The sequence below is a fragment of the Paraburkholderia polaris genome, assembly GCF_012927345.1.
GTDB classification, from domain to species: Bacteria; Pseudomonadota; Gammaproteobacteria; order Burkholderiales; family Burkholderiaceae; genus Paraburkholderia; species Paraburkholderia polaris.
Genome location: NZ_JABBGJ010000004.1, coordinates 138,362 through 164,307, shown reverse-complemented (window position 1 = coordinate 164,307; position 25,946 = coordinate 138,362). Strand labels below are relative to the sequence as shown.

General features: G+C 62.2%; 26 protein-coding genes. 17 read left to right on the top strand and 9 right to left on the bottom strand.

The genetic code is table 11. The features are described 5' to 3' along the window. The first annotated feature begins 191 nt into the window (after nucleotides 1-191). The 15 genes from HHL24_RS04685 to hypB all read left to right on the top strand — a co-directional run bounded on the left by HHL24_RS04685 (nucleotide 192) and on the right by hypB (nucleotide 14,523). On the top strand, nucleotides 192-1,250 hold the full coding sequence (locus tag HHL24_RS04685) for an NADH-quinone oxidoreductase subunit B family protein (RefSeq protein WP_169484268.1): 1,059 nt from the start codon (nucleotides 192-194) through the stop codon (nucleotides 1,248-1,250). Between the two features lie 48 nt (nucleotides 1,251-1,298). Beyond that, complete coding sequence (locus HHL24_RS04680; RefSeq protein WP_169484266.1) at nucleotides 1,299-3,113, top strand: nickel-dependent hydrogenase large subunit; 1,815 nt, start codon at nucleotides 1,299-1,301, stop codon at nucleotides 3,111-3,113. Continuing rightward, on the top strand, nucleotides 3,110-3,712 hold the full coding sequence (locus HHL24_RS43840) for a NifU family protein (protein WP_169484265.1): 603 nt from the start codon (nucleotides 3,110-3,112) through the stop codon (nucleotides 3,710-3,712). Before HHL24_RS04680 ends, HHL24_RS43840 begins: the two co-directional genes overlap by 4 nt. Further along, entirely contained in the window at nucleotides 3,709-4,344 is a 636-nt protein-coding gene (locus tag HHL24_RS04670) for a DUF5947 family protein (protein ID WP_169484263.1), read from the top strand. The genes HHL24_RS43840 and HHL24_RS04670 overlap by 4 nt, the downstream gene beginning before the upstream one ends. Beyond that, nucleotides 4,337-4,984 carry a DUF6084 family protein gene (locus tag HHL24_RS04665; protein WP_169484262.1) on the top strand — a complete coding sequence of 216 codons (648 nt, stop codon included), beginning with the start codon at nucleotides 4,337-4,339 and terminating at the stop codon, nucleotides 4,982-4,984. The genes HHL24_RS04670 and HHL24_RS04665 overlap by 8 nt, the downstream gene beginning before the upstream one ends. Next, nucleotides 4,981-6,411, top strand: a complete 1,431-nt coding sequence (locus tag HHL24_RS04660) for a hypothetical protein (RefSeq protein WP_169484261.1) — start codon at nucleotides 4,981-4,983, stop codon at nucleotides 6,409-6,411. The genes HHL24_RS04665 and HHL24_RS04660 overlap by 4 nt, the downstream gene beginning before the upstream one ends. Then, the gene (locus HHL24_RS04655) at nucleotides 6,408-6,959 is read left to right on the top strand and encodes a hydrogenase maturation protease (RefSeq protein WP_169484260.1); all 552 of its coding nucleotides are present in this window, start codon (nucleotides 6,408-6,410) and stop codon (nucleotides 6,957-6,959) included. The genes HHL24_RS04660 and HHL24_RS04655 overlap by 4 nt, the downstream gene beginning before the upstream one ends. 131 nt (nucleotides 6,960-7,090) lie before the next feature. Beyond that, a complete protein-coding gene (locus tag HHL24_RS44980) occupies nucleotides 7,091-7,192 on the top strand; it encodes a DUF6893 family small protein (protein ID WP_370707810.1) in 102 nt (33 codons plus the stop codon). 24 nt (nucleotides 7,193-7,216) lie between these two features. Further along, a complete protein-coding gene (hypF, locus tag HHL24_RS04650; RefSeq protein ID WP_169484259.1) occupies nucleotides 7,217-9,643 on the top strand; it encodes a carbamoyltransferase HypF in 2,427 nt (808 codons plus the stop codon). A 146-nt stretch (nucleotides 9,644-9,789) separates the two neighbouring features. Next, nucleotides 9,790-10,107, top strand: a complete 318-nt coding sequence (locus tag HHL24_RS04645; protein WP_169484258.1) for a HypC/HybG/HupF family hydrogenase formation chaperone — start codon at nucleotides 9,790-9,792, stop codon at nucleotides 10,105-10,107. Nucleotides 10,108-10,137: 30 nt separating this feature from the next. Further along, nucleotides 10,138-10,854: a D-sedoheptulose-7-phosphate isomerase gene (locus tag HHL24_RS04640; protein WP_169484257.1), complete on the top strand. Its 717-nt coding sequence runs from the start codon at nucleotides 10,138-10,140 to the stop codon at nucleotides 10,852-10,854. After that, nucleotides 10,851-12,050 carry a hydrogenase formation protein HypD gene (hypD, locus tag HHL24_RS04635; RefSeq protein WP_169484256.1) on the top strand — a complete coding sequence of 400 codons (1,200 nt, stop codon included), beginning with the start codon at nucleotides 10,851-10,853 and terminating at the stop codon, nucleotides 12,048-12,050. The genes HHL24_RS04640 and hypD overlap by 4 nt, the downstream gene beginning before the upstream one ends. Next, nucleotides 12,047-13,129, top strand: a complete 1,083-nt coding sequence (hypE, locus tag HHL24_RS04630; RefSeq protein ID WP_169484255.1) for a hydrogenase expression/formation protein HypE — start codon at nucleotides 12,047-12,049, stop codon at nucleotides 13,127-13,129. Before hypD ends, hypE begins: the two co-directional genes overlap by 4 nt. A gap of 18 nt (nucleotides 13,130-13,147) precedes the next feature. Further along, nucleotides 13,148-13,477 carry a hydrogenase maturation nickel metallochaperone HypA gene (gene hypA, locus HHL24_RS04625; RefSeq protein ID WP_169484254.1) on the top strand — a complete coding sequence of 110 codons (330 nt, stop codon included), beginning with the start codon at nucleotides 13,148-13,150 and terminating at the stop codon, nucleotides 13,475-13,477. After that, nucleotides 13,477-14,523: a hydrogenase nickel incorporation protein HypB gene (gene hypB / locus HHL24_RS44525; RefSeq protein ID WP_206002714.1), complete on the top strand. Its 1,047-nt coding sequence runs from the start codon at nucleotides 13,477-13,479 to the stop codon at nucleotides 14,521-14,523. Before hypA ends, hypB begins: the two co-directional genes overlap by 1 nt. A gap of 56 nt (nucleotides 14,524-14,579) precedes the next feature. Here hypB and HHL24_RS04615 read toward each other — a convergent pair whose 3' ends face one another. The 3 genes from HHL24_RS04615 to HHL24_RS04605 all read right to left on the bottom strand — a co-directional run bounded on the left by HHL24_RS04615 (nucleotide 14,580) and on the right by HHL24_RS04605 (nucleotide 18,738). Further along, on the bottom strand, nucleotides 14,580-15,782 hold the full coding sequence (locus HHL24_RS04615) for a porin (RefSeq protein WP_169484253.1): 1,203 nt from the start codon (nucleotides 15,780-15,782) through the stop codon (nucleotides 14,580-14,582). Between the two features lie 133 nt (nucleotides 15,783-15,915). Then, nucleotides 15,916-17,379 carry an amidase gene (locus tag HHL24_RS04610; RefSeq protein ID WP_169484251.1) on the bottom strand — a complete coding sequence of 488 codons (1,464 nt, stop codon included), beginning with the start codon at nucleotides 17,377-17,379 and terminating at the stop codon, nucleotides 15,916-15,918. A gap of 45 nt (nucleotides 17,380-17,424) precedes the next feature. Next, a complete protein-coding gene (locus HHL24_RS04605; protein WP_169484250.1) occupies nucleotides 17,425-18,738 on the bottom strand; it encodes an MFS transporter in 1,314 nt (437 codons plus the stop codon). Between the two features lie 382 nt (nucleotides 18,739-19,120). Between HHL24_RS04605 and HHL24_RS04600 the strand changes: the two genes are divergently transcribed. Beyond that, the gene (locus tag HHL24_RS04600) at nucleotides 19,121-20,053 is read left to right on the top strand and encodes a LysR substrate-binding domain-containing protein (RefSeq protein ID WP_169484248.1); all 933 of its coding nucleotides are present in this window, start codon (nucleotides 19,121-19,123) and stop codon (nucleotides 20,051-20,053) included. Between the two features lie 49 nt (nucleotides 20,054-20,102). On the opposite strand, the gene hpaC is transcribed toward HHL24_RS04600, so the two are convergent. Further along, the gene (gene hpaC / locus HHL24_RS04595) at nucleotides 20,103-20,636 is read right to left on the bottom strand and encodes a 4-hydroxyphenylacetate 3-monooxygenase, reductase component (RefSeq protein ID WP_169484247.1); all 534 of its coding nucleotides are present in this window, start codon (nucleotides 20,634-20,636) and stop codon (nucleotides 20,103-20,105) included. A gap of 271 nt (nucleotides 20,637-20,907) precedes the next feature. On the opposite strand from hpaC, the gene HHL24_RS04590 reads away from it, so the two are divergent. Next, nucleotides 20,908-21,570, top strand: coding sequence for a response regulator transcription factor (locus HHL24_RS04590; protein ID WP_169484246.1), 663 nt, complete (start codon nucleotides 20,908-20,910; stop codon nucleotides 21,568-21,570). 80 nt (nucleotides 21,571-21,650) lie between these two features. Here HHL24_RS04590 and HHL24_RS04585 read toward each other — a convergent pair whose 3' ends face one another. From HHL24_RS04585 to HHL24_RS04565, 5 genes are read right to left on the bottom strand one after another with little or no spacing between them, the layout of a single operon-like run. Beyond that, complete coding sequence (locus HHL24_RS04585; RefSeq protein ID WP_169484245.1) at nucleotides 21,651-22,394, bottom strand: SDR family NAD(P)-dependent oxidoreductase; 744 nt, start codon at nucleotides 22,392-22,394, stop codon at nucleotides 21,651-21,653. Nucleotides 22,395-22,422: 28 nt separating this feature from the next. Continuing rightward, nucleotides 22,423-23,550: an amidase gene (locus HHL24_RS04580; protein WP_169484244.1), complete on the bottom strand. Its 1,128-nt coding sequence runs from the start codon at nucleotides 23,548-23,550 to the stop codon at nucleotides 22,423-22,425. Next, nucleotides 23,547-24,062, bottom strand: coding sequence for a nuclear transport factor 2 family protein (locus tag HHL24_RS04575; protein ID WP_169484242.1), 516 nt, complete (start codon nucleotides 24,060-24,062; stop codon nucleotides 23,547-23,549). The genes HHL24_RS04580 and HHL24_RS04575 overlap by 4 nt, the downstream gene beginning before the upstream one ends. A gap of 20 nt (nucleotides 24,063-24,082) precedes the next feature. Next, the gene (locus tag HHL24_RS04570; protein ID WP_169484241.1) at nucleotides 24,083-24,460 is read right to left on the bottom strand and encodes a hypothetical protein; all 378 of its coding nucleotides are present in this window, start codon (nucleotides 24,458-24,460) and stop codon (nucleotides 24,083-24,085) included. A 48-nt stretch (nucleotides 24,461-24,508) separates the two neighbouring features. Then, nucleotides 24,509-25,759: an acyl-CoA dehydrogenase family protein gene (locus tag HHL24_RS04565; protein WP_169484240.1), complete on the bottom strand. Its 1,251-nt coding sequence runs from the start codon at nucleotides 25,757-25,759 to the stop codon at nucleotides 24,509-24,511. Between the last annotated feature and the right edge of the window lie 187 nt (nucleotides 25,760-25,946).

Sequence of the window (25,946 nt, the reverse complement as noted above, 5' to 3'; positions counted from 1 at the left end):
ACTCGAAAAAGTTTTTCGGGCTCATCACGGTGGGCACCATTCAAACTAAAACATGCAGCAAATCCGATCCTTTTAGCCGCGCTATGCGGAAATTTTTGCGGATTGATTGCTGGACACGTGACTGCCGTGCGGCACTCGCCACGTATCTTTGCTGACAAAAAAGAACGTGGTTCGCAGTGGAGACACACATCATGGCAGAAGCAGACAACGTCCCTTATGGGCGCAAGACTCAGCACGCGCCGGCTCTCAAGGAAGTGCACATCATCTGGATCACCGCGGGCCTCGGCTGCGACGGCGATTCGGTATCGATTACCGCAGCGACTCAGCCGAGCATCGAGGACGTGATTCTCGGTGCGATTCCTGGGCTACCGAAGGTGCATTTGCATAACCCCGTACTGGCGTATGAAAACGGCGACGAGTTTCTCAAGCCGTTTCACCAGGCCGCGCGTGGCGAGCTTGAGAACTTCGTGCTGGTGATGGAAGGCTCGATTCCAAACGAGCGTATCAATCGCGAGGGATATTGGGCCGCATTAGGCACCGACCCCGATACGCAGGAACCGATCACGATTCCGCAATGGCTCGACCGGCTCGCGCCGCGTGCGCTGGCGGTAGTCGGCGCGGGCACCTGCGCGACCTACGGCGGCATTCACGCAATGGAAGGCAATCCGACCGGCTGCATGGGCCTCGCCGATTATCTTGGCTGGGACTGGAAATCGAAAGCGGGCCTGCCGATCGTCAACGTGCCAGGGTGCCCGGTGCAGCCGGACAACTTCATGGAGACGCTGCTCTACCTGCTCTATCAGTTGGCGGGCCTCGCGCCGATGATTCCACTCGACGACGCGTTGCGCCCGAAGTGGCTGTTTACTCGCACCGTTCACGACGGTTGCGATCGCGCGGGCTCCTACGAACAGGCGGTCTTCGCCACCGAATACGGCAGCCCGAATTGCATCGTCAAGCTGGGTTGCTGGGGGCCTGTCGTGCAATGCAACGTGCCCAAGCGCGGCTGGATGGCGGGCATTGGCGGTTGTCCGAATGTGGGAGGTATCTGCATCGGCTGCACGATGCCGGGCTTTCCCGACAAGTTCATGCCGTTCATGGATGAGCCGCCCGGAGCGGTGCTGTCGTCGAATCTCATCAAGAGCTATGGTCCGCTGATTCGCAGCCTGCGTAAGCTGACCAACAACACGCTCAACGACGAGCCGAAATGGCGTCACAACGGTTCGAAACTCACCACCGGCTACAGTCGCTGAGCTGGCGGCGTAGTTGGCGGGATTCGACTTGTCAGCAGGGAGAAGGTCATGGCCGTTAGTACCGCACCTGAAGCGACCACAAGCACCCAGGCAGCGCCGGGCAAGCTGGTCGAAATGAATTGGGATCCGATTACACGGATCGTCGGCAGTCTGGGGATTTACACCAAGATCGATTTTGCGAACCGCCGCGTGGCGGAGTGCTACAGCACGTCATCGATCTTTCGTGGCTACAGCATTTTCATGAAGGGCAAAGACCCGCGCGACGCGCACTTCATCACGAGCCGCATCTGCGGGATCTGCGGCGACAATCATGCGACCTGTTCGGTGTATGCGCAGAACATGGCGTACGGCGTGAAGCCGCCGGCGATTGCCGAATGGATCGTCAATCTGGGCGAAGCGGCCGAATACATGTTCGACCACAACATCTTCCAGGACAACCTGGTGGGGGTGGATTTCTGCGAGAGAATGGTCAAGGAAACCAATCCGGGTGTGTGGGACAAGGCGCAGAAAACGCCCGCGCCGAATGCTGACAAGCACGGCTACAAAACCATCGCGGACATCATGACCGCGCTCAATCCGTTCACCGGCGAGTTCTATCGCGAGACCTTGATGGTCAGCCGCTATACGCGCGAGATGTTCTGCCTGATGGAAGGGCGTCATGTGCATCCTTCGACGCTGTATCCCGGCGGCGTGGGCACGGTGCCGACTATTCAGCTATTCACGGATTACATCACTCGTCTGATGAAGTACGTTGAATTCATGAAGAAGGTCGTGCCGCTGCATGACGATCTGTTCGACTTCTTCTATGAAGCACTACCGGGTTACGAAGAAGTCGGCCGGCGCCGCATTCTGCTCGGTTGCTGGGGCTCGTTCCAGGACCCGAACGTGTGCGACTACAGCTACAACTCGATGACGCAATGGGGCCGCGGCATGTTCGTCACACCCGGCGTGGTGGTGGACGGCGAACTGGTGACGACCGATCTCGTCGATATCAATCTGAATATCCGCATCCTGCTGGGCAGTTCCTATTACGACGACTGGGATCACGAAGAAACCTTCGTCAAGCAGGATCCGCTCGGCAATCCGGTGGACCGCAAGCATCCGTGGAATCAGACCACGTTGCCGCGTCCACAGAAGCGCAAATTCGACGGCAACTACACGTGGGTGATGTCGCCGCGCTGGCTCGACAAGCGCACCGGCGATCATCTTGCGCTCGATACTGGCGGCGGACCGATCGCACGCTTGTGGGCCACCGCGTTGGCGGGCCTGGTCGATATCGGTTACATCAAGGCGACCGGCCACAGCGTGAAGATCTATTTGCCGAAGACCGCGCTCAAGCCGGAAGTTGAATTCGAATGGAAGATCCCGAAGTGGAGCAATGCGCTCGAACGCGATCGCGCGCGCACGTATTTTCAGGCGTATTCGGCGGCTGCGGCTTTGTACTTTGCCGAACAGGCGCTGGCCGAGTTGCACGCGGGACGCACCCGCACGTTCAGCGACTTCAAGGTGCCGGAAGAGGGCATTGGCTGCGGTTTCCATGAAGCGGTGCGCGGCGTGCTCTCGCACCACCTCGTGATCCGCGACGGCAAGATCGCCAACTATCACCCGTATCCGCCTACGCCGTGGAACGCCAATCCGCGTGATATCTACGGCACGCCTGGGCCCTATGAAGACGCGGTGCAGAACACGCCGATCTTTGAAGAGAACGGCCCGGACAAATTCAAGGGCATCGACATCATGCGCGCGGTGCGCAGCTTCGACCCGTGTCTGCCGTGCGGCGTGCATATGTATGTCGGCAATGGCAAGACGATCGATACGTCGCACTCGCCAACCTTTGGCGTGATGCAGGGAGCGCACAAGTGAGCAACGAGAGCGCGGTCGTCGCGCAGCAACGCCGCATCGACGAACTGATTGCGGCGCTGGAAGCGCTCGACGATCCGCGCGCGCGTGAGCCTGCCAAAGAACTGCTGCAGGTCGTCCTCGATCTGCATACGAACGGACTCTCACGACTGATGGAGATCGTGTCGGAGGCGGGCGCGATGGACGATGCGATGCTCGCGGCGTTCGAGCGCGATGCCGGCGTGTCGGCATTGCTGCTTTTGCACGGTTTGCATCCGCAGGATCTGCCGACGCGCGTGTCGCGTGCGGTCGAAAAAATGCGGCCGTTGCTTGGCGCACAGGGCATCCAGATCGAACTGCTCGACGCCGCGGAAGAAGCCGTGCGTGTGCGTGTGGCCGGCCGCCTGCAAGGAAAACACAACTCCGTGGGCGAATTGCAGCAGGAAATCGAACGCGCGATCTTCGAAGCGGCGCCAGAAGCAATGAGCGTCGAGATCGTGGGTCTGCCGGACGTCAATGTGCATGAACTGCGCTTTGTGCCGCATCGCACCCGGGCAGCAAGTGACGCAGCAAGCGACGCAGCAAGCGAGGTAGCAAGCCGGACCGAGGCCGGCGCGCAATGACACCCGCCGTCACGACACGCGGCTGGGTCGCGCGGCTGCGCTATTTCGTGCGCAAAGCCGACGACATGCAGTGCGAGTTGTGCGGCCTGCCGCTTCTATCCGATCATCCGCATCTGTTCGAAACCGCCAGGCGGCAGCTCTTTTGCTGTTGCCGAGCGTGCGCGCTGCTGTTCGGCAGTCAGCAGAATGCGCGCTATCGTCCGGTGCCGCGCGACGCGCATTATCTCGCCGGTTTCCGCATGAGCGACGCGCAATGGGACGCGTTGGCCATTCCCATCGATATCGCTTTCTTCTTTCACGACAGCCAGGCACAGCGTGTCATCGCGCTGTATCCCGGACCCGCCGGTGGCACGCAATCGCTGCTGGAGTTGCAGGCGTGGGACGAACTGGTCGCCGAGAATCCGTTGCTCGCGCAACTGCAACCCGACGTCGAAGCGCTGCTGGTCAATCGCAGCGAAGGTGCGCGCGATTATTACCGCGTGCCGATCGACCAGTGTTACGCACTGACCGGCGTAATTCGCGCACGTTGGCGCGGACTGTCTGGCGGCCGGGAGGCGTGGGATTCGATTCATCGTTTCTTCGCCGCATTGAAGACCCATGGCCGGGTGCCGGAGGGCTTGCTCCATGCCTGATCTCGAGTTCACTGTCGAGTCGGCGGAAGTCGTGCCGTTCGCCGCAGCGCCGCTGCTGACGTTCCGGCTGCGTATCGTCAATACGCCAGTGCAGGAAGAGATCGCCAGCATTACCCTGCAATGCCAGATTCAGATAGAAGCGACCAGGCGCCGCTACGCGCCCGCCGAACAATACGGACTCGAGGACCTGTTCGGCTCGCCGCCGCGTTGGGGTGAAACGCTGCGCACGCTGCTGTGGGCTCATACGACGGCGATCGCGCCACCGTTCACGGGCGAATACATGCTCGATTTGCCAGTGCCGTGCAGCTACGATTTCAATGTCGCCGCAACCAAATATTTTCACGGCCTCGAAGAAGGCGAGATTCCGCTGATGCTGCAATTCAGCGGCACGGTGTTCTATCGCGAGGCCGACGGCGCGTTGCAGGCCGCACCGATTCCGTGGCACAAGGAAGCGGCGTACCGGCTACCGGTTACGCTATGGCGCGACATGATGACCCGCTACTACCCGAACGGTACGTGGCTGTGTTTGCACCGTGATGTGTTCGATCGCCTCTCGCGTTACAAAAGCAGACGGGGTCTCACGAGCTGGGAGCAGGCGGTGACGAGCCTGCTCGACGGCCTCGAGGAGGACATATCGTGAACGCGGTCGAAAGTGTGGTTCAGGCGGTGCTGTACGAGGGCTACATGCTGTATCCGTACCGGCCGACCTCGGTCAAGAACCGGCAACGCTGGACCTTCGGCGGCGTGTATCCGCGCGCTTATGCCGAGGCATCCGGCAGCGATCCGTGGGTGACGCAGACCGAGTGTCTGCTGCGTGGCGACCCGCGCACCCGCGTGGCCGTGCGGCCCGGTTTTCTGCAGGTGATCGAGCGAATGGTGCTCGACGTGGCCGACGATGCCGCCGCGCGGCCGGAGTCGGGTGAGCCGGCCTGGCGCACCGTGCCCGTGCTCGACATCGACGAACGGCGTTACACCCCATGGCAGGAAGCGGCCGAGCGGCACATCGCTGTGCCGGTTTTAGTGATTGGCGAATTGCTTGCCGCACCGCTGCAAATTGCGTTTTCGTTCGACGCTACCTGTGAACTCGAACCGCTCGCTGACAAGCTGGGCGCGCTGCGTGGCGCGCTGCGCCGTACCCGGGCCTCGCTGCAAGGCCACGTCGAATTGAGCGCCGCTAGCGTGGCGGCCGGGGTGTATCGGTTGACGGTGCGCATCGTCAACGAGACGCCGCTCGACGACCCCGGCAGCCTGAAGCGCGATGCGGCTTCGCTGTATGCGCTGGTGTCCTGTCATACGGTGCTGACCATCGAAGGCGGCACGTGGATCTCGTCGATCGATCCGCCCACCGAACTGGTCGAGGTCGCTGCTGCGAGCCGCAATATCGGCGTGTGGCCGGTATTGGTGGGCGATGAGCAGCAGCCCGACACGATGCTTGCCTCGCCGATCATTCTCTACGATTTCCCGCAGATTGCACCTGAAAGCGCCGGCGACCTATTCGACTCCACGGAGATCGACGAGATTCTTACGCTGCGCATTCTCACCATGACCGACGACGAAAAGCGCGAAATGATTGCAACGGACGAGCGCGCGCGTGCCTTGCTTGCACGCACCGAAAGTCTCGGCGCCGAGCAGATGGAGAAGCTGCATGGCACCTTACGCCAGGTGCGCGCACTCGACGGGGCAGGCGTTGACGCATTTTCACCACTCGAAGCGCCCACCATGCCGGTGTCGCCCTGGGCGGAGCTCGACGCGCGGCCTCATCTTGCTTGCGTGCGGGTGGCGGGCGTCGAGATTCGGATCGGCGATCAGGTGCGCTTGCACCCACGCGGTCGCGCGGACATCTTCGATATCGCGCTGAGCGGCATGGTTGCCACGATCGAATCGATCGAGCGCGATTTCGACGATCATGTGCACGTTGCCGTGACAGTCGACGACGACCCCGGCAAAGACTTCGGCATGCAGCGCATGCCCGGCCATCGCTTCTTCTTCGGCCCGGACGAGATCGAGCCGCTGGTCAACACATCCAGCCCGTCCCGGCCGTCCAGTCGTAAAGGAGGCCACGCATGAGTGGGATTCTCGTGGCCGGCATCGGCAATGTGTTTCTCGGCGACGATGGTTTTGGCGTCGAAGTGGTCCGCCGTCTGCAGGAGAAACTGGCGGCCGGTGAGTTGCCGGCATTTGCCGACAGCGTGAGCATCGCGGACTTCGGTATTCGCGGCATCGATCTTTGCTATGCGCTGCTCGATGGCGTGGACAGCGCGATTCTGATCGACACGACGCAGCGCGGCGCTGCGCCGGGCACGTTGTATGTGATCGAACCGTCTGTCGAAGAAGCCGTTGGCGACGAGCCGGGCGATCCGTATGCCGTGCCGATCCTGATGTCGCCGCACGAAATGGACCCGGCCAAAGTGCTGCAAACGGTGCGGATGCTGGGCGGCGGTTGCGAGGACATCGTCGTTCTCGGTTGCGAGCCGCAAGACTTCGGGTTCGAGAATGGCGAGGAAGGAAGGATGGGTTTGAGCGGCGCGGTGTCGGCGGCCGTCGAGCAGGCGGTTGAACTGACGGTGACGCTGGTGATGGCGAGGATGGAGCGGTTGTCCGCGCGGGCGGCTTGAATGGCCGGGCAGCCAGGCGGTTGAATTGCAGTCCACACGGGCTGCCTGAAGGCCTGAGCGCCCGGGCGACTGAGCGATTGTGCGGCGGGCCATCACGGATACGGCGTGAAATAACTGAAGTGGGAGGCGTCATGAAAGGCTTTCTGAAGTACCTCTTGTTGCCGGCGTTGGTGGTCGGCGTGCTCGCGAATATGAAGGACATCAAGCGCTATATCCGCATCCGCAACATGTAGCCGATAGCAGCCAGGGAGGTGGCGATGAGTACGCATGCACAGCCCGCCGGACAATCTTCGCCCCAGCGCCCGGCGGTCCCCGGACCGGTCGGCGAGGAAATTCGTGTGCGCGGACTGGTGCAAGGCGTCGGCTTCCGGCCGACCGTGTGGCGGCTCGCGCATGCGTGCGGCGTGGTCGGCGACGTGCGCAACGATAGCGACGGCGTGCTGATTCATGCGTGGGGCGATGCGTGGACGTTGCAACGTTTTATCGAGAGCCTGAGGGCCGAGTGTCCGCCGCTCGCGCGCATCGACGCGATCGAGCGGCATCAACTGAGCGAAGCGGCCGAGGACAGCGATTTCCGGATCGTGGCGAGCGTGAGCGGCCATGTGCAGACGGGCGTCACGCCTGACGCAGTGATCTGCCCGGACTGTGCCGCCGAGATCGCCGACCCGGCGAACCGACGTTACCGTTATCCATTTACGAACTGCACGCATTGCGGGCCGCGTCTTTCGATCATTCAGGCTATTCCCTACGATCGCGCCAATACGACCATGGCCGCGTTCGATATGTGCGAGGCGTGCCGCGCCGAGTATGAGGATCCCGCCGACCGGCGTTTTCATGCGCAACCGGTCGCGTGTCCGGTATGTGGCCCGCGTGTCTGGCTGGAAGGCCGGCACGGCGCGCGGGCCGATGGTGACGATCCCTGTCGCGCGGCAAGCCTGCTGTTGCGGCACGGCTCGATTGTCGCGATCAAAGGGCTGGGCGGCTTTCAGCTCGCCTGCGACGCCAGCGATGAAGCCGCCGTGGCGCGTTTGCGTCAACTGAAACGGCGCGAGCGCAAACCGTTTGCGTTGATGGCACGCGATCTGAAGGCAGTACGCCGCTATTGCACGCCCGACCCAACAGAAGTCGCCCTGCTGCATAGCGCGGCCGGACCGATCGTTATCCTGCGTGCCGACGGTGCGGAGTGCGTCGCGCCAAGCGTCGCGCCGGGCGTGGGCACGCTCGGTTTCATGCTGCCGTCCACGCCGCTGCATCGCCTGCTGATGGAGTCGATCGACTCAGCACTCGTGGTGACAAGCGGCAACACCAGCGATGAGCCCCCCTGCATCGACAACGCGGATGCCCGCGCACGTCTCGGCCGCATTGCCGATGTTTTCCTGATGCACGATCGCGATATCGCACGCCGGGTCGACGATTCGGTGGCCCGCGTGGTGCAGGGCGAAGCGCGCGTGTTGCGGCGCGCACGTGGCTATGCGCCGGCGCCATTGCTGTTGCCGGACGGCTTCGCCGACATGCCGGCGGTGCTGGCAATGGGCGGCGAGCTCAAGAACACGTTCTGCCTGGTACGCAACGCTCAGGCGATCGTCTCGCACCACCTCGGCGATCTGGAAGACGCGTTGACTTATGCGGACTATCGCCGCTCGGTGGCGCAGTATCTGCGCCTGTTCGAACATGAACCGCAGGCGGTAGCGCTCGACTTCCACCCCGAGTATCTGTCGCGCAAGATCGGCTACGACCTTGCGCAAGCGTGGCAGGTTCCCGTGATCGAGGTACAGCATCATCACGCGCATCTCGCCGCGTGCATGGCGGAAAATGGCGTCGCGCCCGATGCGCTGCCGATGCTCGGTATCGCGCTCGACGGTCTTGGGTTTGGCGACGACGGCAAGCTGTGGGGCGGCGAATTCATGCTGGCGGATTATCGCGGCTTCACGCGCCTCGGCACCTTCAAGCCGGTTGCGATGCCAGGTGGCACACGCGCCATCGACGAACCGTGGCGCAATGCTTACGCACATCTAATGGCGGCATTCGATTGGCGTGGCTTTACCCGGCAATACGGCGGGCTCGACGTGCAGCAGTTCCTGAGCCGCCGCCCCCGCGCCGCGCTCGACAGGATGATCGCGCAACGCGTCAATAGTCCGCTGGCAAGCTCTGCAGGCCGCTTGTTCGATGCCGTGGCGGCGACGCTCGGCGTGTGCCGGGAACGCGTGCTTTATGAAGGGCAGGCGGCGATCGAGCTTGAGGCGCTGGTCGATCTGCACGCGCTGCAAGACGATGCCCACGCGTATCCGTTCGAAATTGTCAGCACCATGCCTGACGGTTTGCGTTGCATCGAGCCACGGCCGATGTGGGAGGCGTTGCTCGACGATATGTTGCGCGGCACCTCCGTGCCGGTCATCGCCGCGCGGTTTCACAAGGGGCTGGCCGTCGCGATCGTGCGAATGGTCGAATGTCTGGCCGACCTGCTGACAGGCCCCGTAGATGCTCGCAGTGTTGCGTTGTCCGGTGGTGTTTTTCAGAATCGCATTCTGTTCGAACAGGTAGCCGGGCGACTCGGCGCAGCAGGTTTTCGCGTGCTGACGCACCGGCAGGTGCCGGCCAACGACGGCGGTCTGTCGCTGGGGCAGGCGGTCGTTGCGGCGGCGCAGGCATTTGAACGCGGTGCAGAGGCGGCAGTGAGGAAGTAGTGGTGCAGAGCAACACAACGGCATTTGAACGTGGTGCAGAGGCGGCGGTGAGGAAGTAGCGATGCAGAGGCAGTGATGCAGAAGCAGCGGTGCAGAAATAGCGGTGCAGAAGTAGCGGCGCAAAAGCGGGCTAAAGGGAGAACAACATGTGTCTGGGCATCCCAGGACAGATCGTCGAAGTGACCGACGCGGAGAACGATCTCGCGCTCGTGAACGTCGGCGGTGTGCGGCGCGTGATCAATATCGCCTTCGTGATCGACGAGGGACGGCCGGCGAGCGCGTGCATCGGCGAATGGGTGCTGGTGCACGTGGGTTTCGCGATGAGCCGGCTCGACGAGCAGGAAGCCGCACGCACGCTCGCGCTATTGCGCGAACTGGGCGTCGCGCAGGGCGAGATGGAAGACATGGCCGCGACGGGCGAACTAAGGGACCCACTGCGCGACGAACTGCGCAGCGCGCCATGAACGCGTGATCGGAAGCCAACGGAGACCGGCATGCCCGAACATGAATCGCTGCAGGCGTTGTATCCGTTCCTGCACGGCGCTCGCCAGGACGCTGACAAGCTCGACGCGGCGTTGCTCGATTCAGTGCGTCTGAAAGCGCAGGACAGCGTCGACACCAAACGACGGTTCTTCGACGAAAACGGTCCGGCGGTGGTGCGGATCGCCCATGCGATAGCCGACATGTACCGCCGCGACGGCAGGCTCTTCACAATGGGCAATGGCGGCTCGAGCTGCGATGCCTCGCATATCGCCGTCGAGTTTCTGCATCCGGTGACCACGGGCCGTCCGGCGCTGACCGCGATCAATCTGGTGGCCGACGTGGCCATGATGACGGCGGTCGGCAACGATGTCGGCTTCAGCCATATTTTTGTGCGGCAACTGGTGGCGCAAGGAAGGCGTGGCGATGCGCTGATCGGCGTGTCGACCAGCGGAAACTCCGACAACCTGCTGACTGCCTTTACGAAGGCGAAAGAGATGGGCCTGCTGACCATCGGGCTGTCGGGCCACGATGGCGGGAGAATGGCGGCCAGCGCCGCTGTCGATCATTGTCTTGTGGTGGGAAGCGACAGCATTCATCGCGTGCAGGAGACCCACGTCGCGATTTATCACATTCTGTGGGACCTCGTGCATACGCTGCTTGCTGACGACCGCGGCGGCCTTGCCGGTTCGGCTGGCCTCGCAGGTTCAGCGGACGGAGGCGCGCCATGAAATACGTCGATGAGTTTCGCGACCCGCACAAAGCGAAAACGCTGGAGAAGGAAATTCGCGCGCTGGTGTCCCGCATCGAGCGCGCCAGGCAACGGCCGCTGCAGATCATGGAAGTGTGTGGCGGCCATACCCATACGATTTTCCGCTATGGCATCCAGCAATTGCTGCCCGATGCCGTCGAGTTCGTGCATGGCCCTGGTTGCCCGGTGTGCGTGCTGCCGATGGGCCGCGTCGACGATTGCGTCGCGTTGGCCGAACGTCCGGAAGTGATCTTCACGACCTTCGGCGACGCAATGCGTGTGCCGGGTTCGAAGAAGAGTCTGCTGAAAGCGAAAGCCGACGGCGCCGACGTGCGCATGGTCTATTCGCCGCTCGATGCATTAAAGATCGCGCAACTCAATCCTGACCGCGAGGTGATTTTCTTCGGTCTCGGCTTCGAGACGACCATGCCCAGTACCGCGATGACGGTCCTGCAGGCGCAAGCGAAAAAGATCCACAACTTCTCGCTGTTCTGCAATCACATCACGATCATCCCGACCATCAAGGCAATTCTCGATTCGCCCGACTTGCACCTCGACGGCTTTCTCGGTCCGGGGCACGTCAGCATGGTGATCGGGACACGGCCCTATGATTTCATCGCGCGGCACTATCGCAAGCCGATCACGGTGGCGGGATTCGAACCGCTCGATATCTTGCAATCGATGTGGATGGTGTTGCGGCAGATCGAAGAAGGGCGCTGCGAAGTGGAGAACCAGTACGGCCGGGTCGTGACGGAAGACGGCAATGCACAGGCCTTGTCGGCGGTGACGCGCGTGTTCGAGACACGCGCGTTTTTCGAATGGCGCGGACTGGGCTCGATCGATCATTCGGGTGTCAGGGTTCGCGAGACGTTCGCCGCCTTCGACGCGGAGCGCAAGTTCGATGTGCCGAACCTGAAGATCGCCGACCCGAAAGCCTGCCAATGCGGCGAGGTGCTCAAGGGTGTGATCAAGCCGCATCAGTGCAAGGTGTTCGGCACCGCCTGCACACCGGAGTCGCCGCTCGGCTCGCTGATGGTGTCGAGCGAAGGCGCGTGTGCGGCTTACTACAACTACGGGCGTATCGATACGTCGCGGATCGATGAGCGGCGTGCTGCGCGGCAAAGCGTGAAATCAACCGATCCAGCTTATGCATTGACCACGCGAGGCCATTCATGAACGACCGGGCGTCCGATCCTTTGCGACCCACGGCACGTCGCCGCGTACGCGACGCCTCCGTCAATCTCGCACATGGCAGCGGCGGCCGCGCGATGCGCGATCTGATCGAAGACGTCTTCGTTTCGACCTTCGACAATCCCACGCTCGACGCGCTGGAAGATCAGGCCGTATTCGCGCTCGCCGATCTCACCACACGTGGGGACCGTCTCGCCTTTACGACCGATAGCTACGTAGTCGATCCGTTGTTTTTTCCAGGCGGCGACATCGGCACCCTGGCCGTATCGGGCACGGTCAACGATCTGGCGGTGTGCGGGGCGACGCCTTTATATCTCTCGTGCGCGGTGGTGATCGAAGAGGGCCTTGCAGTCGATATCTTGCGGCGTGTCGCCGCGAGCATGCAACGAGTCGCGCTCGAAGCGGGTGTGGCGATCGTGACGGGCGATACCAAAGTGGTTGAACGCGGCTGCGCGGACAAGCTCTTCATTAACACTGCCGGCATCGGCGTGGTGCGCAGTGACGTGTCGATTTCGGCTCGCAATGCACGTCCTGGCGACGTCGTGATCGTCAACGGCTATCTCGGCGATCACGGCGCGGCGATTCTGGTCGCGCGCCAGCAACTCGCACTGGAAGCCGATGTGGAAAGCGATTGTTGTCCGCTCAACAGCCTGATTGCGGCGATGCTTGATGCGTGTCCGCAGATTCACTGCTTGCGCGATGCGACTCGCGGTGGTGTCGCGACTGTATTGAACGAGTTCGCACAGAGTTCGAACGTGACGATACGGCTGCGTGAAGCCGACCTGCCGTTGCGCGAGCAGGTCAAGGGCGCGTGCGAGATTCTCGGCCTCGATCCGCTGTATCTGGCCAACGAAGGCAAGCTGGTGGCCGTCGTGCCCGCCGATGCCGCTGAGCGGGTGCTCGCAGCCATGCGTGCACATCCGGCGGGGCGTGAGGCAGCTGCAATCGGCGCGGTGGAAATGGGCGAGACGGGCGCTGACGGTCTAGTCGTCATGCAGACGGCGTTCGGCGGGCAGCGCATCGTCGATATGCTGGTGGGCGAGCAATTGCCACGCATCTGCTGACCGCCGGAGGAGCGCGCCATGCATGAGTTGAGTATTGCCAACAGTGTCGTCGAGATTTGCGCGGAGCAGGCCAACGGCGCGCGCGTAAGAAGTGTGACGCTGGAGATCGGGCAATTGTCGGCAGTGATGCCGGACGCGATCCGGTTTTGTTTCGACGTCTGTGCGAAGGATACGGCGGTGGAGGGCGCGACCCTGGAAATCATCGAGATTCCTGGGCAGGCACGTTGTCTCGCGTGCGGCGAGATGTTCGACATCGATGTGCCGTTTGGGCAGTGCGAATGCGGGAGCGAAAATCTTGAACTGATTTCGGGGCAGCAGTTGAAGATCCGGCAGATGGAGGTGGTGTGATGTGTACGACATGCGGATGCTCGAATACGCAGGGCGCGGCGGTGACTGATCTGGATGCGGAGGAGGCGGCGCAGGCGGGAACGCAATCGCAAGCGCAAGCCGCGCAGGATGGCGCTGCACTCGGCGCACGCGAACCGGCGTATCGGCGTGTGAGCGAATATGAGCAGGGGCATGTACACCCCCATCCGCACGGCCACTCGCATGTGCACGGCCAATCACATGCACACGACTCGCTGCATTCGGACGACCACGTCCATTCACTCGAGCACTCACATCCGCACTCTCACGGGCATGAGCATTCACACGACGGCGACCACTCGCACGCTCATACGCATGCACACGATCATCCGCACGTTCACGACCACGAGCGCGAACACGTCACTTCAATCACATTGGAACGAGACATCCTGGCGAAGAACCAGTTGCTGGCGGAGCGTAATCGCGGCTGGCTTGCGGGCCGTTCGATTCTCGCGCTGAACCTGATGAGTTCGCCGGGCGCGGGCAAGACCACGTTGCTCGAACGCACAATCCGCGATCTTGGCGAGACGTTTCCGCTCAGCGTGATCGAAGGCGACCAGGCTACACTCAACGACGCCGAGCGCATTCGCGCGACGGGTGCGCGCGTCGTTCAGATCAACACCGGCACGGGATGTCATCTGGATGCCCAGATGGCGTCACGGGCACTGACGCAGCTCGATCCGCCGATGCATTCGGTTGTGATGATCGAGAACGTCGGCAACCTGGTATGTCCCGCATTGTTCGATCTTGGCGAGAAGGCCAAGGTGTTGATTCTTTCGGTCACGGAAGGCGAGGACAAGCCGATAAAATATCCGCATATGTTTCGTGCTTGTTCGCTGCTGTTGCTGAATAAGATAGATCTGCTGCCGCATTTGCGGTTTGATGTCGAGCAGTGCATCGACTATGCCCGGAGAGTCAATCCCCAGATTGAGATTCTGCAAGTGTCAGCGCAGAGCGGGGAAGGCATGGAAGCATGGTATGCGTGGCTTCGCGCGCGAGAAGAGCGCGCGGCGTCCATGCAGGTTTAAAGTTTTTGCCTGTAGTGGCGGCAAACAGAAGCGCGCCGCCCAAAAAGGAAAAGGAGTCAGAACTTATGCCGCAGGCCAATCCGAACCACGGCCTGCTTATCATCGGCCGATGCAGACGGTCCATTAATAGCTGCAACCGCCTGCTTCCCAGTCGAATCCGTGCCTGACGCTTTCTGATAAACCCCGATCAGATACACATCGGTACGCTTCGACACGAAGTAATCGATCCCTGACGCGACCTGCTGATAGGTCGCCCCCGTCATGCCCTTGACCGAACTCCCCTTCGTGTAGTCGTACGCCACGCCACACAGCAAATCAGGCGTGATCTGATACTTGAAGTTCACCTCCGCATTATTCAACGTAGCATTGCCGCTCAGGCCGGCCGGATTCGGCCCCGAAGAAAGATCTCCAAGATCGCGAAAGCTCGTATTCGAATAGGTCGCGCCGAACGTCGCCGCACCAAAAAGATATGACGCCCCAGCACCAATCACATGCAGTGACTTCGCCGACGCATACCCGGAATACACAGGCGACACCATATTGCTGCCCGGCACGCCATTCACAGTAACAGCAGGACTACCGGTACTGCCGAAGAACGACGTGTTCGGATTGGCGACATCCAGATAACCCACACCAAGCGCCAACGGCCCATTCACATACCCAGCCGACACCGACCAGATCCGGTTGCGCGCAAAATTGCCCGCAACCCCGCCCAGGCTATACATGCCTTCCACCGTCAAACCACCATACGTGTTGCTGGTGAACTTGATCGCGTTGTTCGTCGAGTTGGTGTTGTTGATGTTGTCGAGATCGCCAGGATGCGCGGCCATATAGCCACCCCATTGATCGCCAACCTCAAACGGGCCGAGGATATCGACGTTCGTGTCGTACTGGCGGCCGAGCGTCACGGTGCCGAAGGGCCCTGACAAACCTACCCACGCCTTCTTGCCAAATAACAAACCGCCCTGACCGAGCTTGCCGGTGCTGGCGTCGAAGCCGTTCTCCAGCATGAAAATCGCTTTCATGCCGCCGCCAAGGTCTTCCGCGCCGCGCAAACCCCAGCGGCTTTGCTGCATCACGCCGCTCAGCAGACGAACCGCGCTATGGCCCGAGACGCTACCGTTGGCGTTGGCCGTCGCCGCATTGCTCGTATAACTCAAACCTTCATCGATAATGCCGTATAGCGTGACGGCACTCTGTGCATGCACCACTGCCGGAAAGGTAGAAGCGAGGCATACTGCCAGTAGCGTTTTTTTCATGTTGTCTGACGCTCAAGTTAGAGAAAGTGCGAAAAGTGACGGACGTGTTCGCTCCCGCGAGCCACGCGTTGCTTGCCTGCAAGCAGCCGGCGGCGAAACCGGCTACTGGAAGAACCTGGGAATTAGCGGTGTTTTAAGGGCGCCCGGCGATAAGCGGCGGCCGCATCGTGCTGTGCGCGGTGGCAACCTCATAGGCGTAGCCGAATTGCAGCAGACCCCAGTCGTCGCGAAAGCGTCCGGCGATCTGTAAACCGATCGGCAAGCCGGACGCGCTAAAGCCGCACGGCAAGGCGAGCACCGGCGATTCGGTGGAGGACAGATACCAGCAGATGCGCATCCAGTCGATATACGAGTCGTACCGTGTGCCCATGAATTCAGTGGGCCAGCGCAGATCGGCATCGAACGGCAGCATCTGCGTGGCGGGCAGCACGTAGTACGCGTGGTTGTCCATGAAGCTGCGCATGCGCTCGAACAACGCCGTCTTGCGCCCGAACATATCACCCAGATCCGCTGCGGATAGCGAGCGGTGCAAGCGGCACTCCGCTTCGATTTCCGGCTTCAGTTGTGCACGTGCATCGGCATCGAGCCGATCGACCAGGCTGCCGATCATCCACGCACGCTCCATGCGAAAGACGTCCTCGGCATCGCCGAGATCGGGGTCGGCGAATTCCACCTCGCAGCCCATCGACTCGAACACCGTGGCCTGGGCCTGCACGGCCCGCTGAATCTCGGGATCGACAGCAAGACCGGCAAGCTGGACCGACATGGCGATACGTGTGCCACGAAAATCACGTTGCAACGGTTGGGCGAAGCGCGATCCTGGTTCGCTGATTTCGGTCGCGGTTTCGCCGGAGGGTCCGGAGATCGCGCTCAATAGCAACGCGGTGTCGGCGACATCGCGTGCCATCGGCCCGTCGACACCGAGCGTCGCCCAGCCGTTCAAATCCGGCGCGCGCGGCACACGTCCGGGCGAGGGACGCAAACCGACCACCGCGTTCCACGCGGCCGGATTGCGCAGCGAGCCCCCCATGTCGCTGCCGCAAGCGAGTGGATTCATCCCGCACGCGACGGATGCCGCCGCGCCGCCGCTGCTGCCGCCGGCGGATTTGCTCAGGTCCCACGGATTACGTGTCACGCCGAAGACTTCATTGAACGTGTGCGAGCCGGCGCCGAATTCGGGCGTGTTCGATTTGCCGATCATGAGCGCACCGGCGGCATCGCAGCGGCGCGCGACCAGTGCGCTGTGCTGCGGGACGTGGTGCTCGAAGGTTTTCGAGCCGAACGTGGTGCGCACTCCGCGCGTCGCGGTCAGGTCCTTTTGCGAAACCGGCAGGCCGTGCAGCGGACCTTGCCAGACGCCGCGCGCCCATTGCGCGTCGATTTCTACGGCGCGGCTCTGCAGAGCGGATTCGTCGGCGATCGTCACCAGCGCGTTGACCTGCGGGTTGACGGCCTCGATGCGTGAGAGGTGCGCATTCAGAATTTCGACGGCGCTCACTTCCTTCTTTCGCTGCAGTTTGAGCAGGGTGTGCGCGGACAGGTCGCAGAGTTCGCTGTGCGCAGCCAGCGGTGCATCAGCATGAAGAGTGTCTGACATGAGAGTTTCGTGGTGTTGAAGCGTGAATGACGAGTGTGTGGCGGCCTAAATGTCCTGACGTGTGCGGTCGGTCACGAACAGCAGCGCGACCAGCGAGAGCACCCCGCAGACGATCACGTACCAGGCGGGCGCAGCCGGATTGCCGGTTGCCTGAATCAGCCAGGTTACGATGAATTGCGCAAAGCCACCGAAGATCGACACGCCCGCGGCGTACGCAATCGAAAGCCCTGTTGCACGCGTGCTGCGCGGGAACATCTCCGGTAGCATCGCGCCGTTTGCGCCCGCGTTGACGGAGTGCAGCGCTGCGAGTGCGCAGACCACCAGGTACAAGGTGCTGATCGAAGGCGAATGCTGGATCAGACAGAAGCCCGGCAGAATCAGCACGGTTAGAAGCACGCGCGAGATGAAAGCGACCCGTTTGCGGCCGAACGTGTCGGACCAGATGCCACCCACCGGCGACACCACCAGCATGACTGCGCCCGCGAGAATGCCGCACCAGAGCGCGGCATCCATCGGCAGATGCAGCACCTTGATCGCATACGTCGACATGTAATAGATCACGATGAAATGCGCCGACGTGCCGCCGACCACCAGCAAAAGCGCCACCACGACAAGGCGCCAGTCGCGTTGCAGAACAGTCTTCAGCACGCCGGCGGAATCGCGCGCGGCGTCGGCAGGCGCATCCGCTTCGCCGCCTAGACGCGAACGCAGATAAAGGCCGAGCGGCGCAATCAGCACGCCCGCAAGAAACGGAATGCGCCACCCCCAGGCCTCGAGCGAAGCTTTGTCGAGGTAGTGCGACAGTAGAAATCCCACCAGTGAGCCGGCCAACGCAGCTGCGCCCTGGCTCGCGAACTGCCAGCTCGTGATGTAGCCGCGTCGCGCGGAAGAGGCACGTTCCGCGAGCAGGGTGGTCGCGACGCCAACTTCGCCGCCGGCTGAAAAGCCTTGCAGCAAACGCGCGGCGACGATCGCGAGCGGCGCTGCGATGCCGATTTGTGCGTAGGTGGGCATCACGCCGATCAGGCCGGTGCCGACCGCCATCGTCACCAGCGTGAGATTCATCGCGGCGATGCGGCCGAAGCGGTCCGCCAGCACGCCGAACAGCACACCCCCAAGCGGGCGTGCGATGAAGCCGATGCCGAACGTGCCGACCGAGAGTAACAGTTGCTGTTGCGACGAAGCGAGCGGGAAGAACAGCTTGCCGAGCAGTACGGCAAAGAAGCTGTAGACGGTGAGATCGAAGAATTCGAATGCGTTGCCGATTGTCGTGGCGACGATCAGCCCGCGGGTCGATGCGCCATGCCTCGCGCTTTGACTGACATCGTGCAGCGAAGAACTGAGTGAAGGTGACTTCATGAACGGGATCCCTCTGGAGGTGAATCAATCCGTGATGCTTCGGTATCGTTTCGAGCGCGCTTCAATATCGGTTCGAGAGCGCCTGGATCGGGTGGAGCGCCTTCAATGACGACGACAGGAAAAGTCTAGGGAGTCAAAAAAGCATTCTGGATTTGCTTTTTCTTATTGTGATAACGCTGGGTTATCGCGCCCCGCTGGGCGGGGTTGGCGCTGCTGCCAGGGTTCATGCGGGCAGCACGGCAATGGGTATTTGGGAGCATGGCCGGGGGTTTTCTCGCGGTGTACCATCGGTTCAAGCCATCAGCCGCGGGTTTCAGCCGCTGGTTGATGCGAGGCGTGGTGTGGTGCCTCTTTCTCTAACCGCTTACCCGACCGCTCACTCGTGAAATACAACCAGTTGCGCGCTTTAGTGGCGATTGCCCAGCACGGCAGCATTCGCGCCGCGGCCAAAACGGTGTGTCTGTCCCAGCCCGCGTTGACCAAGGCGATTCGCGAGCTCGAACAGGAATTGGGCGTGCCGCTGGTATCGCGCAGCGCGCGTGGCGCGCAACTCACGCAGTTCGGCCAGGCCGTGTGTGCGCGCGCAAGACTCATCCTCGCGGAGATGCAGCACGCAAAGGACGACGTGATCCATCTATCCGGACAGGCGGGCGGTACGGTGTCGTGTGCGGTCACGCCGCTGGTGTCGCTGAAGTTTCTGTCGCGCGCCATTCATTCGTTCAGGCAACGTATGCCGAAAACGCGGCTCTCGGTTCAGGAGGGTTTTCTGACGGCGGCGTTGGCGCGGCTGCGCGATGGCTCGCTCGACTTCGTGATCGCTATCGTCGACGAAAAAAAGCTCGCGCCGGAATTCGTGTTCCGCTCATTGCACGAAGGCGAGTTGATCATTTCCGCTCGCAAAGGGCATCCGTTGGCGAATGCCGAATCGATCGCGGATCTGGAAGGCGCGGAGTGGATGCTCAACACCACGCCCGAAAGCATCGGCCAGTCGCTTCAGGATTTTTTTGTGCAGCACGGGGCAAGCGCGCCGCATGTGGTTGTGGAGTGCAGCTCGTTCAGTGCGAGTTTTTCGCTGACGGTGAGCAGTAATCTGCTTTCGTGCTGTCCGAAAAGTTTTCTGGAAACTGACTGGATCCGCGAGCGGCTGGTTTCGATACCGGTGCGTGAGGCTTTACCGCGCGTATCGGTCGGCATCATCTCGCGGCGTGACGCATTGAATACGTCGGCCTGCGATTATTTGATCGACTGCTTTGTCGAGGCCGTCGCCGCTGTGCCGCAGTTTCAGTTCGATACCGATAGCGCGGGCGTGGTTTAAACGGACCACACGCTGCGGCTGAACTCAATCGCTCTTGCCGCGCTCAATGCTATGCCGTGCGCTTGATGCGGTGGAAGTTTCGATCGAAATAGATCAACCCATCGCCGTCCGTGCGCACGCTGATGCAGGTGGTTTTGACGAACATCACCGAGTGCGAGCCCACTTCTTTCAGATCGACGATCTCGCCTTGCAGACTCGCGAGTGCGTCGCGCAATACCGGCACGCCCTGCGTGCCTTCGTCCCAGATCGGCCAGCCAAAGCGCTCTTCCATCGGCACCTGCGTCATGCCTGCGAAGTGTCGCGCGAGCAATTCGTGCTCGCCAGGCAGTACGTTGATGCAAACGTGCCGGTTGCGTTCGAACGTGGCGTGCATCGCGCTTGAGCGGTTCAGGCAGACGAGCAGCGTGGGCGGCGTATCGGTGACGGAGCATACCGCGCTCGCGGTCACGCCACAGCGTCCGTGCGGGCCGGCTGTCGTAATGACGTTCACGGCCGCGGATAGATGCGCCATGGCCTGACGGAATTGCTGCTTCGCTGCCACGTCGCTGTCAGCGACGGGAGTCGATTGCGGATTCGGCTTCATGTTCTGGGTTCCTCGGGAGACGCGGTATCGGTCTGGATTCAAGCGTAATCAATCCACGTACGGAAAAAAATCCGCGCGAGCGGCGTGCAAGGGGGCGTCTTTCCCAATCCGTCTAAAGCTTTCCCCAATGCGTGTCTGAACGGCGGCCGCATGAGGGACATTAATCCGCGCTACAGGGTAACTATCGCTTTGCAGGGCTTTTTCCACTGGTTATCATGAGGCGGCAAGACGCTTCGAATCGCACCCTCCCCGAACCGTTCCGGCTTACTTCATGTCCCACCCGTCTCAGTCCGCACCGTTCCTCGCACCGATCGTCTATATCGTCGACGACGATAACGGCATGCGTACGTCGCTCGCGTGGCTGCTCGAATCGGTCGGCGTGAAGTCGGCGGGCTTCGCCAATGCAAATGAATTTCTGGGCGCTTTTGATCCCAGCGTGCCGGCATGTCTCGTGCTCGATGTGCGCATGCCGGAACAAAGCGGCTTCGACGTGCAAGCGGAGCTGAACCGTCAAGGTGCGACGCTGCCAATCATTTTCGTCAGCGGTCACGGCGATATTCCCATGTCGGTGCGCGCGTTGCAGAACGGCGCGATCGATTTCGTCGAGAAGCCGTATAACTCGCAGCAGATGCTCGACCGCGTGCAGCGCGCGTTGAAACTCGCCACGCAGCGTCATGCCGCCAATCAGAAGCAGCGCGATTTGCGCAAGCGCCTGGAGTCGCTGACGGCACGCGAGAAAGAAGTGCTGCGCGGCGTGATCGACGGCAAGGGCAGCAAGCGTATCGCTTCCGACCTGTCGATCAGTGTGAAGACCGTCGACGTACATCGTGCGAGCATCAAGGACAAGCTCGGCGCGGCGTCAATCGCGATGCTAGTGCGCGACGTGATGGCGGTGTGGGATCAGGATGCGTCCGCGAACGGCGTGCTTCGTTGAGGCACACCGTCGCGTGAGCATTCACGTTGGCGAAATCTACAAATGCAACTCATCACGAGCATCACGAGCGGGTCGTACACTTAACGCATGAACAGGCCGCCGTTCACATCCCAGCACGCGCCGTTCGCGAAGTAAGCGTTCTCGGCAGCCAGCATGACCGCGACATCGGCGACATAGTCCGCTGAGCCCAGACGTCCTGCCGGAATATTGGCGATCACCGCCCTCAGCTTGTCGGCCGCGACGCTCTCGTGCACGATCGGCAAATCCATCGGCCCGGGCGAAATCGCATTGACGGTCACGCCCGCCGCGCCGAGGTCACGCGCGAACACCTTGGTCAACGTGATGACGCCGCCTTTGGCCGCTGCATAGTGCGCACCGGTTGCCGAACCACCGTTCTGTCCCGCCAGCGAGGCGATGTTGACGATGCGGCCTGCGCCGGCGTCGGCGAAATGCTGGCCGAACACCTGGCAGCCGAACAGTACGCTGCGCAGATTCACGTTGATCACCTGATCGAACTGCTCGGCGGTGATCTCCATCACGGGGACGACTTTGGATGCGCCCGCATTGTTGATCAACGCGTCGATGCGGCCCCAGCGTTGCAGGATTGCATCGCGTGCGGATTCGAAGGAGGCCTTCGAGGTGACGTCGAGATTCAGCGCGAAGGCGCTAGAACCGTCGGCGCTCAGTTCGCGGGCGAGGGCTTGTGCGGCATCGAACGCAATGTCGCCGATGGCAACCGCATAGCCTGCTGCATGAAAGCGTGTGGCAATCGCGGCGCCGAGACCACGCGCGGCGCCGGTGACGAGTACGACTCTGTTCTGCATTGCTTCTACTCCTTGGGAATTGCCTGCTTCAGTCGGCGAGGGCCGCTTCGAAGCGTGCCGCAATCGCGCAGACCTGTTCATCCGCGCCTTTGCGTCCAACGATCTGCAAGCCCGCCTTGAGCGGCGAGCCGTCGATAGGCAAGGGCAAGCTCAGCGCCGGATGGCCGCTCAGATTGAACGGCCGGATCAACGACGACATGGCGATGACCGAGGTGCCGCCGCGTGCTTCGTCGAGCGTGATCGGCAGAGCGGGAAGTGTGGGGAGAATCAATACGTCCACGCTTTCAAGCGCATGATCGACGGCCGCGGTGAATTGCCGGCGTACCAACTCCGCCGCATCGAGTTGCGCGGCTGTTGTTTTTGCAGCGGCGCGCAGCCGTGCGTCGAGGTCGGCGCCGAGCTTGCCGGTTGCCACGAGGTGGCCGAACGCATGCGAGGTTTCGGCGTTGATGATCGAGAGGCCCGCTTCGAAGGCGGCGGCAAAGCCTGCGAGCTCCACCGTGTGCGCGGTGCAGTCAGTCTGGTCTGCTGCACGCGCAACGGCGTTGAGGATTTCCGGTGTTGCGTCCACCTGCACGATACCGACGTTCCACGCGGCTGTTTGTGACGCGTGGGCGGCATGCATGTCGAAGTCGGCGGTGATCGCCTGCATCGCGGCTATGATCATCCGCATCTCGCGCGCGAATGGCCCGACGCAATCGAGCGTGGATTCGCGCGGTGCGACGCCGCGCCGCGATACGCGCCCATAAGTCGGCTTCAAACCGATTACGCCGCAACACGCAGCGGGGCCGCGAATCGAACCGCCGGTGTCCGTGCCAAGCGCGGCATCGGCAAGCTTCAAACCAACGGCTGCCGCCGAACCACTCGACGAGCCGCCGGGAATACGCGAGGCGTCCTGGGGATTTTGCGGCGTGCCGGTGTAGTCGTTGATACCGGTCATGCCGAACGCCAGTTCGTGCATATTCGCCTTGCCGACGATGTGCCAGCCGGCATCGAGCAATCGTTCCACGACTTCCGCGTGCTGCTGCGCAGGGGGGGCGTCGGCCAACGCGCGGCTCGCGGCCGTGGTCGCGTAGCCGGCGATATCGATCGTGTCCTTGATCGCGATGCTGGGGCCTGCGCCGCCTAACGACAAGGCCTGGATAAACTCGTTCATGGGTTCGGTTTCCTTGCATTGACGTGCCAGGGCGCGTCGAAAAGACGTTCGGTGCGAAAGTGCGTGATGAGCCAGTCGCGGCCATTGCCGGCAGCCGCGAAATCCACTTCGAGGCGCGCCGAGATCAACTCCGCTTGCGTGTCGACATAGCCGGACGCCTGCAGCATGATCCAACGGCCTTTCGCGGTGGCGCCCCGCACCTCGATGGTTTCCGACGTGAGGAAGTGCACATTCACCGAGAAATGCGGCGACGGCGGCAAGTAACGCGTGAGCATCGCGAGAATTTCCGCATGGCCGGTGAGGTGGCCGAACTTGCTCGCGTACTGCGGGCCGATGCCTTCCCAGATCGCGTCGGCAGCAAAGAGGGCCGCGAGCGTCTCGCCTTCGAGCGCACCCGAGGGCACATCGCATAACGCCATGTAGCGCGCCATCGTGCGGCGCACCGCGGATTCGGCTTCGAGCGCAGCGAGCCGTTCGGTCAAGATGACAAGCGTATCCGGCGTTTCGTTCATCGCATCATGCTCCGGCATGCTCAAGCCGCGTTGGCGTGTTGCGGCGGCACTTCCAGCGCACGGCCGACTCGCGCTTCGATCTTGCCGTAGCGCCACAGGTTGTACTCGCCGACCGGCGTAGTGCGATACAGATTGCACACTGCCACCACAGTATCGAAGTCGCGCACGTCGGCCATGATGTAGAAAGTCCACGGCGAGTTGTCGGCATTGCCGACGGTGAGGCGGTCGTCGTCCATGATGCCGAGCACGCTGACGCCGTCCATCGATTCGACCGCAGCCAGCATCTTGCCGTAGGCCTGCCAGACTTCACCGATCTTCTCGCGCGGCAAGTCGAAGAAATTCTGCGTCACGCCGCAGCAGAACAGAACGCGCAAGGGCAGCTTCTGGTTATCGGACATCGTGTGGTTCTCCATGAATGAGTTTGAACGTCAAATGCAGAAAATGGCTTACAGGTAGCCCGGAATCGGCGGCACGCCGACGAACACCGCACCGGCGCCGTCGAAGTTGCCTTCCCCGAGAAACGCGTGCTGGGTGACCACCATCGCGTCGCGCAGCAGGCGCTGCAACGGATGCGTGCGGTAGATCGCCATCGTGCCGCCGAGCCGGTAGGCACGCTGCACGACCTCGGCGCCTTCGCGGGCGATTTGCGTTGCGGCGAGGCGCAGCAGGCTGGTCTGCTCTGGCGTAACGGGGTTGCCGGCGAGGATCGATTGCCAGACTTCGTCGGTGGTGTCATAGAAGAACGCGCGGGCCGAGCGCAATTGCGCTTCGGCTTTCGCCAGTTCGATCCGGTAGTACGCGCGGTCGGCGAGTTGCGGCGCGCCAGTCGTGGTCTTGCGGCCGCCGGCCATCTGGTTGGCGACATCGAGCGCCGCACGCGCCAGACCAAGGTTGACCACGGCCAGCACTTGCGCCGCGTAGGCGATAGTTGGGTAGCGATATAGCGGTTCGTCTACGTACGGTTCGCCGCCGCGCACGAAGGTCCAGTCCGCGGCGACGAACTGGTCAACGACGCGCAGATCGTGGCTGCCGGTGCCTTGCATGCCGACCACATCCCAGTTTTCGACGATTTCGACCTGATGCGGGCGGAACACGGCCGTGCGTGGTTTGCCGGGTGCGCCCGGGGTGGCCGTGCCTGAGCCGGCCGTACCTGAGCCGGCCGCGCCTAAGCCGGCCGCACCTAAGCCGGCCGCACCTAAGCCGGCCGCGCCGATCCCCACGCCGAGCCAATCCGCGCCCTTGCAGCCGCTTGCGAATTTCCACGTGCCGTTCACGCGCCAGCCGCCGTCGGCAGGCTGGGCGGGCTGTACCGGGAAGAGGCCGCCTGCAAACACCTGATCGGGACCGTCGGCGTAGATGTGCGCCTGAGTTGCCAGAGGCAAGGCCGCGAGATACACGTTTGCCGAGCCGAAACTCGCGACCCATGCCGCCGAACCGTCCGCTACCGCGATGCGTTCGATCATGTCCAGGAACGCGGTAGGCGCGAGCGCATCGCCGCCGAAACGCTTCGGCGTGGCTGCGCGATACACGCCCGCGCGCTTGAGCTTCGCGATGACGTCGCGCGGCACATGTGACAGGCGATCGAACTCTTCGCGCCGTGCTGCGATTTCGGCGATGACGTCGGCGAGTGGCAAACGCGTTGCATCGCGGCTGGCGTCTGCGACGGTGGCAACATTTTCGGTGGCGGTATCTGACATGGCAGGGGCTTCTCCTTGATTCGTTATCGGCTGAAACTCGAGGCACGGCGGTGGCGGGTGATGAGGCCGGTGACGACGCGGGCACAGTGAGGCCAGTCTAGAAATGCAAAAAGAACGCTTCAATTGGGACGCGGGATGCGTTTTTAGGTAACGCGCCGGGGGTAGCTAAAGAAATCTTCAGACGCGA

Coding starts and splice junctions, on each gene's coding strand:
- HHL24_RS04580 (WP_169484244.1), bottom strand. CDS start 23,550: ATGAACGAGTTTATCCAGGCCTTGTCGTTAGGCGGCGCAGGCCCCAGC.
- HHL24_RS04570 (WP_169484241.1), bottom strand. CDS start 24,460: ATGTCCGATAACCAGAAGCTGCCCTTGCGCGTTCTGTTCTGCTGCGGC.
- hypE (WP_169484255.1), top strand. CDS start 12,047: ATGAACGACCGGGCGTCCGATCCTTTGCGACCCACGGCACGTCGCCGC.
- HHL24_RS04680 (WP_169484266.1), top strand. CDS start 1,299: ATGGCCGTTAGTACCGCACCTGAAGCGACCACAAGCACCCAGGCAGCG.
- HHL24_RS04655 (WP_169484260.1), top strand. CDS start 6,408: ATGAGTGGGATTCTCGTGGCCGGCATCGGCAATGTGTTTCTCGGCGAC.
- hypF (WP_169484259.1), top strand. CDS start 7,217: ATGAGTACGCATGCACAGCCCGCCGGACAATCTTCGCCCCAGCGCCCG.
- HHL24_RS04685 (WP_169484268.1), top strand. CDS start 192: ATGGCAGAAGCAGACAACGTCCCTTATGGGCGCAAGACTCAGCACGCG.
- HHL24_RS04590 (WP_169484246.1), top strand. CDS start 20,908: ATGTCCCACCCGTCTCAGTCCGCACCGTTCCTCGCACCGATCGTCTAT.
- HHL24_RS04670 (WP_169484263.1), top strand. CDS start 3,709: ATGACACCCGCCGTCACGACACGCGGCTGGGTCGCGCGGCTGCGCTAT.
- HHL24_RS04605 (WP_169484250.1), bottom strand. CDS start 18,738: ATGAAGTCACCTTCACTCAGTTCTTCGCTGCACGATGTCAGTCAAAGC.
- HHL24_RS04665 (WP_169484262.1), top strand. CDS start 4,337: ATGCCTGATCTCGAGTTCACTGTCGAGTCGGCGGAAGTCGTGCCGTTC.
- HHL24_RS44980 (WP_370707810.1), top strand. CDS start 7,091: ATGAAAGGCTTTCTGAAGTACCTCTTGTTGCCGGCGTTGGTGGTCGGC.
- hypB (WP_206002714.1), top strand. CDS start 13,477: ATGTGTACGACATGCGGATGCTCGAATACGCAGGGCGCGGCGGTGACT.
- HHL24_RS04640 (WP_169484257.1), top strand. CDS start 10,138: ATGCCCGAACATGAATCGCTGCAGGCGTTGTATCCGTTCCTGCACGGC.
- HHL24_RS04645 (WP_169484258.1), top strand. CDS start 9,790: ATGTGTCTGGGCATCCCAGGACAGATCGTCGAAGTGACCGACGCGGAG.
- HHL24_RS04585 (WP_169484245.1), bottom strand. CDS start 22,394: ATGCAGAACAGAGTCGTACTCGTCACCGGCGCCGCGCGTGGTCTCGGC.
- hpaC (WP_169484247.1), bottom strand. CDS start 20,636: ATGAAGCCGAATCCGCAATCGACTCCCGTCGCTGACAGCGACGTGGCA.
- HHL24_RS04565 (WP_169484240.1), bottom strand. CDS start 25,759: ATGTCAGATACCGCCACCGAAAATGTTGCCACCGTCGCAGACGCCAGC.
- HHL24_RS04615 (WP_169484253.1), bottom strand. CDS start 15,782: ATGAAAAAAACGCTACTGGCAGTATGCCTCGCTTCTACCTTTCCGGCA.
- hypA (WP_169484254.1), top strand. CDS start 13,148: ATGCATGAGTTGAGTATTGCCAACAGTGTCGTCGAGATTTGCGCGGAG.
- HHL24_RS04610 (WP_169484251.1), bottom strand. CDS start 17,379: ATGTCAGACACTCTTCATGCTGATGCACCGCTGGCTGCGCACAGCGAA.
- HHL24_RS04575 (WP_169484242.1), bottom strand. CDS start 24,062: ATGAACGAAACGCCGGATACGCTTGTCATCTTGACCGAACGGCTCGCT.
- hypD (WP_169484256.1), top strand. CDS start 10,851: ATGAAATACGTCGATGAGTTTCGCGACCCGCACAAAGCGAAAACGCTG.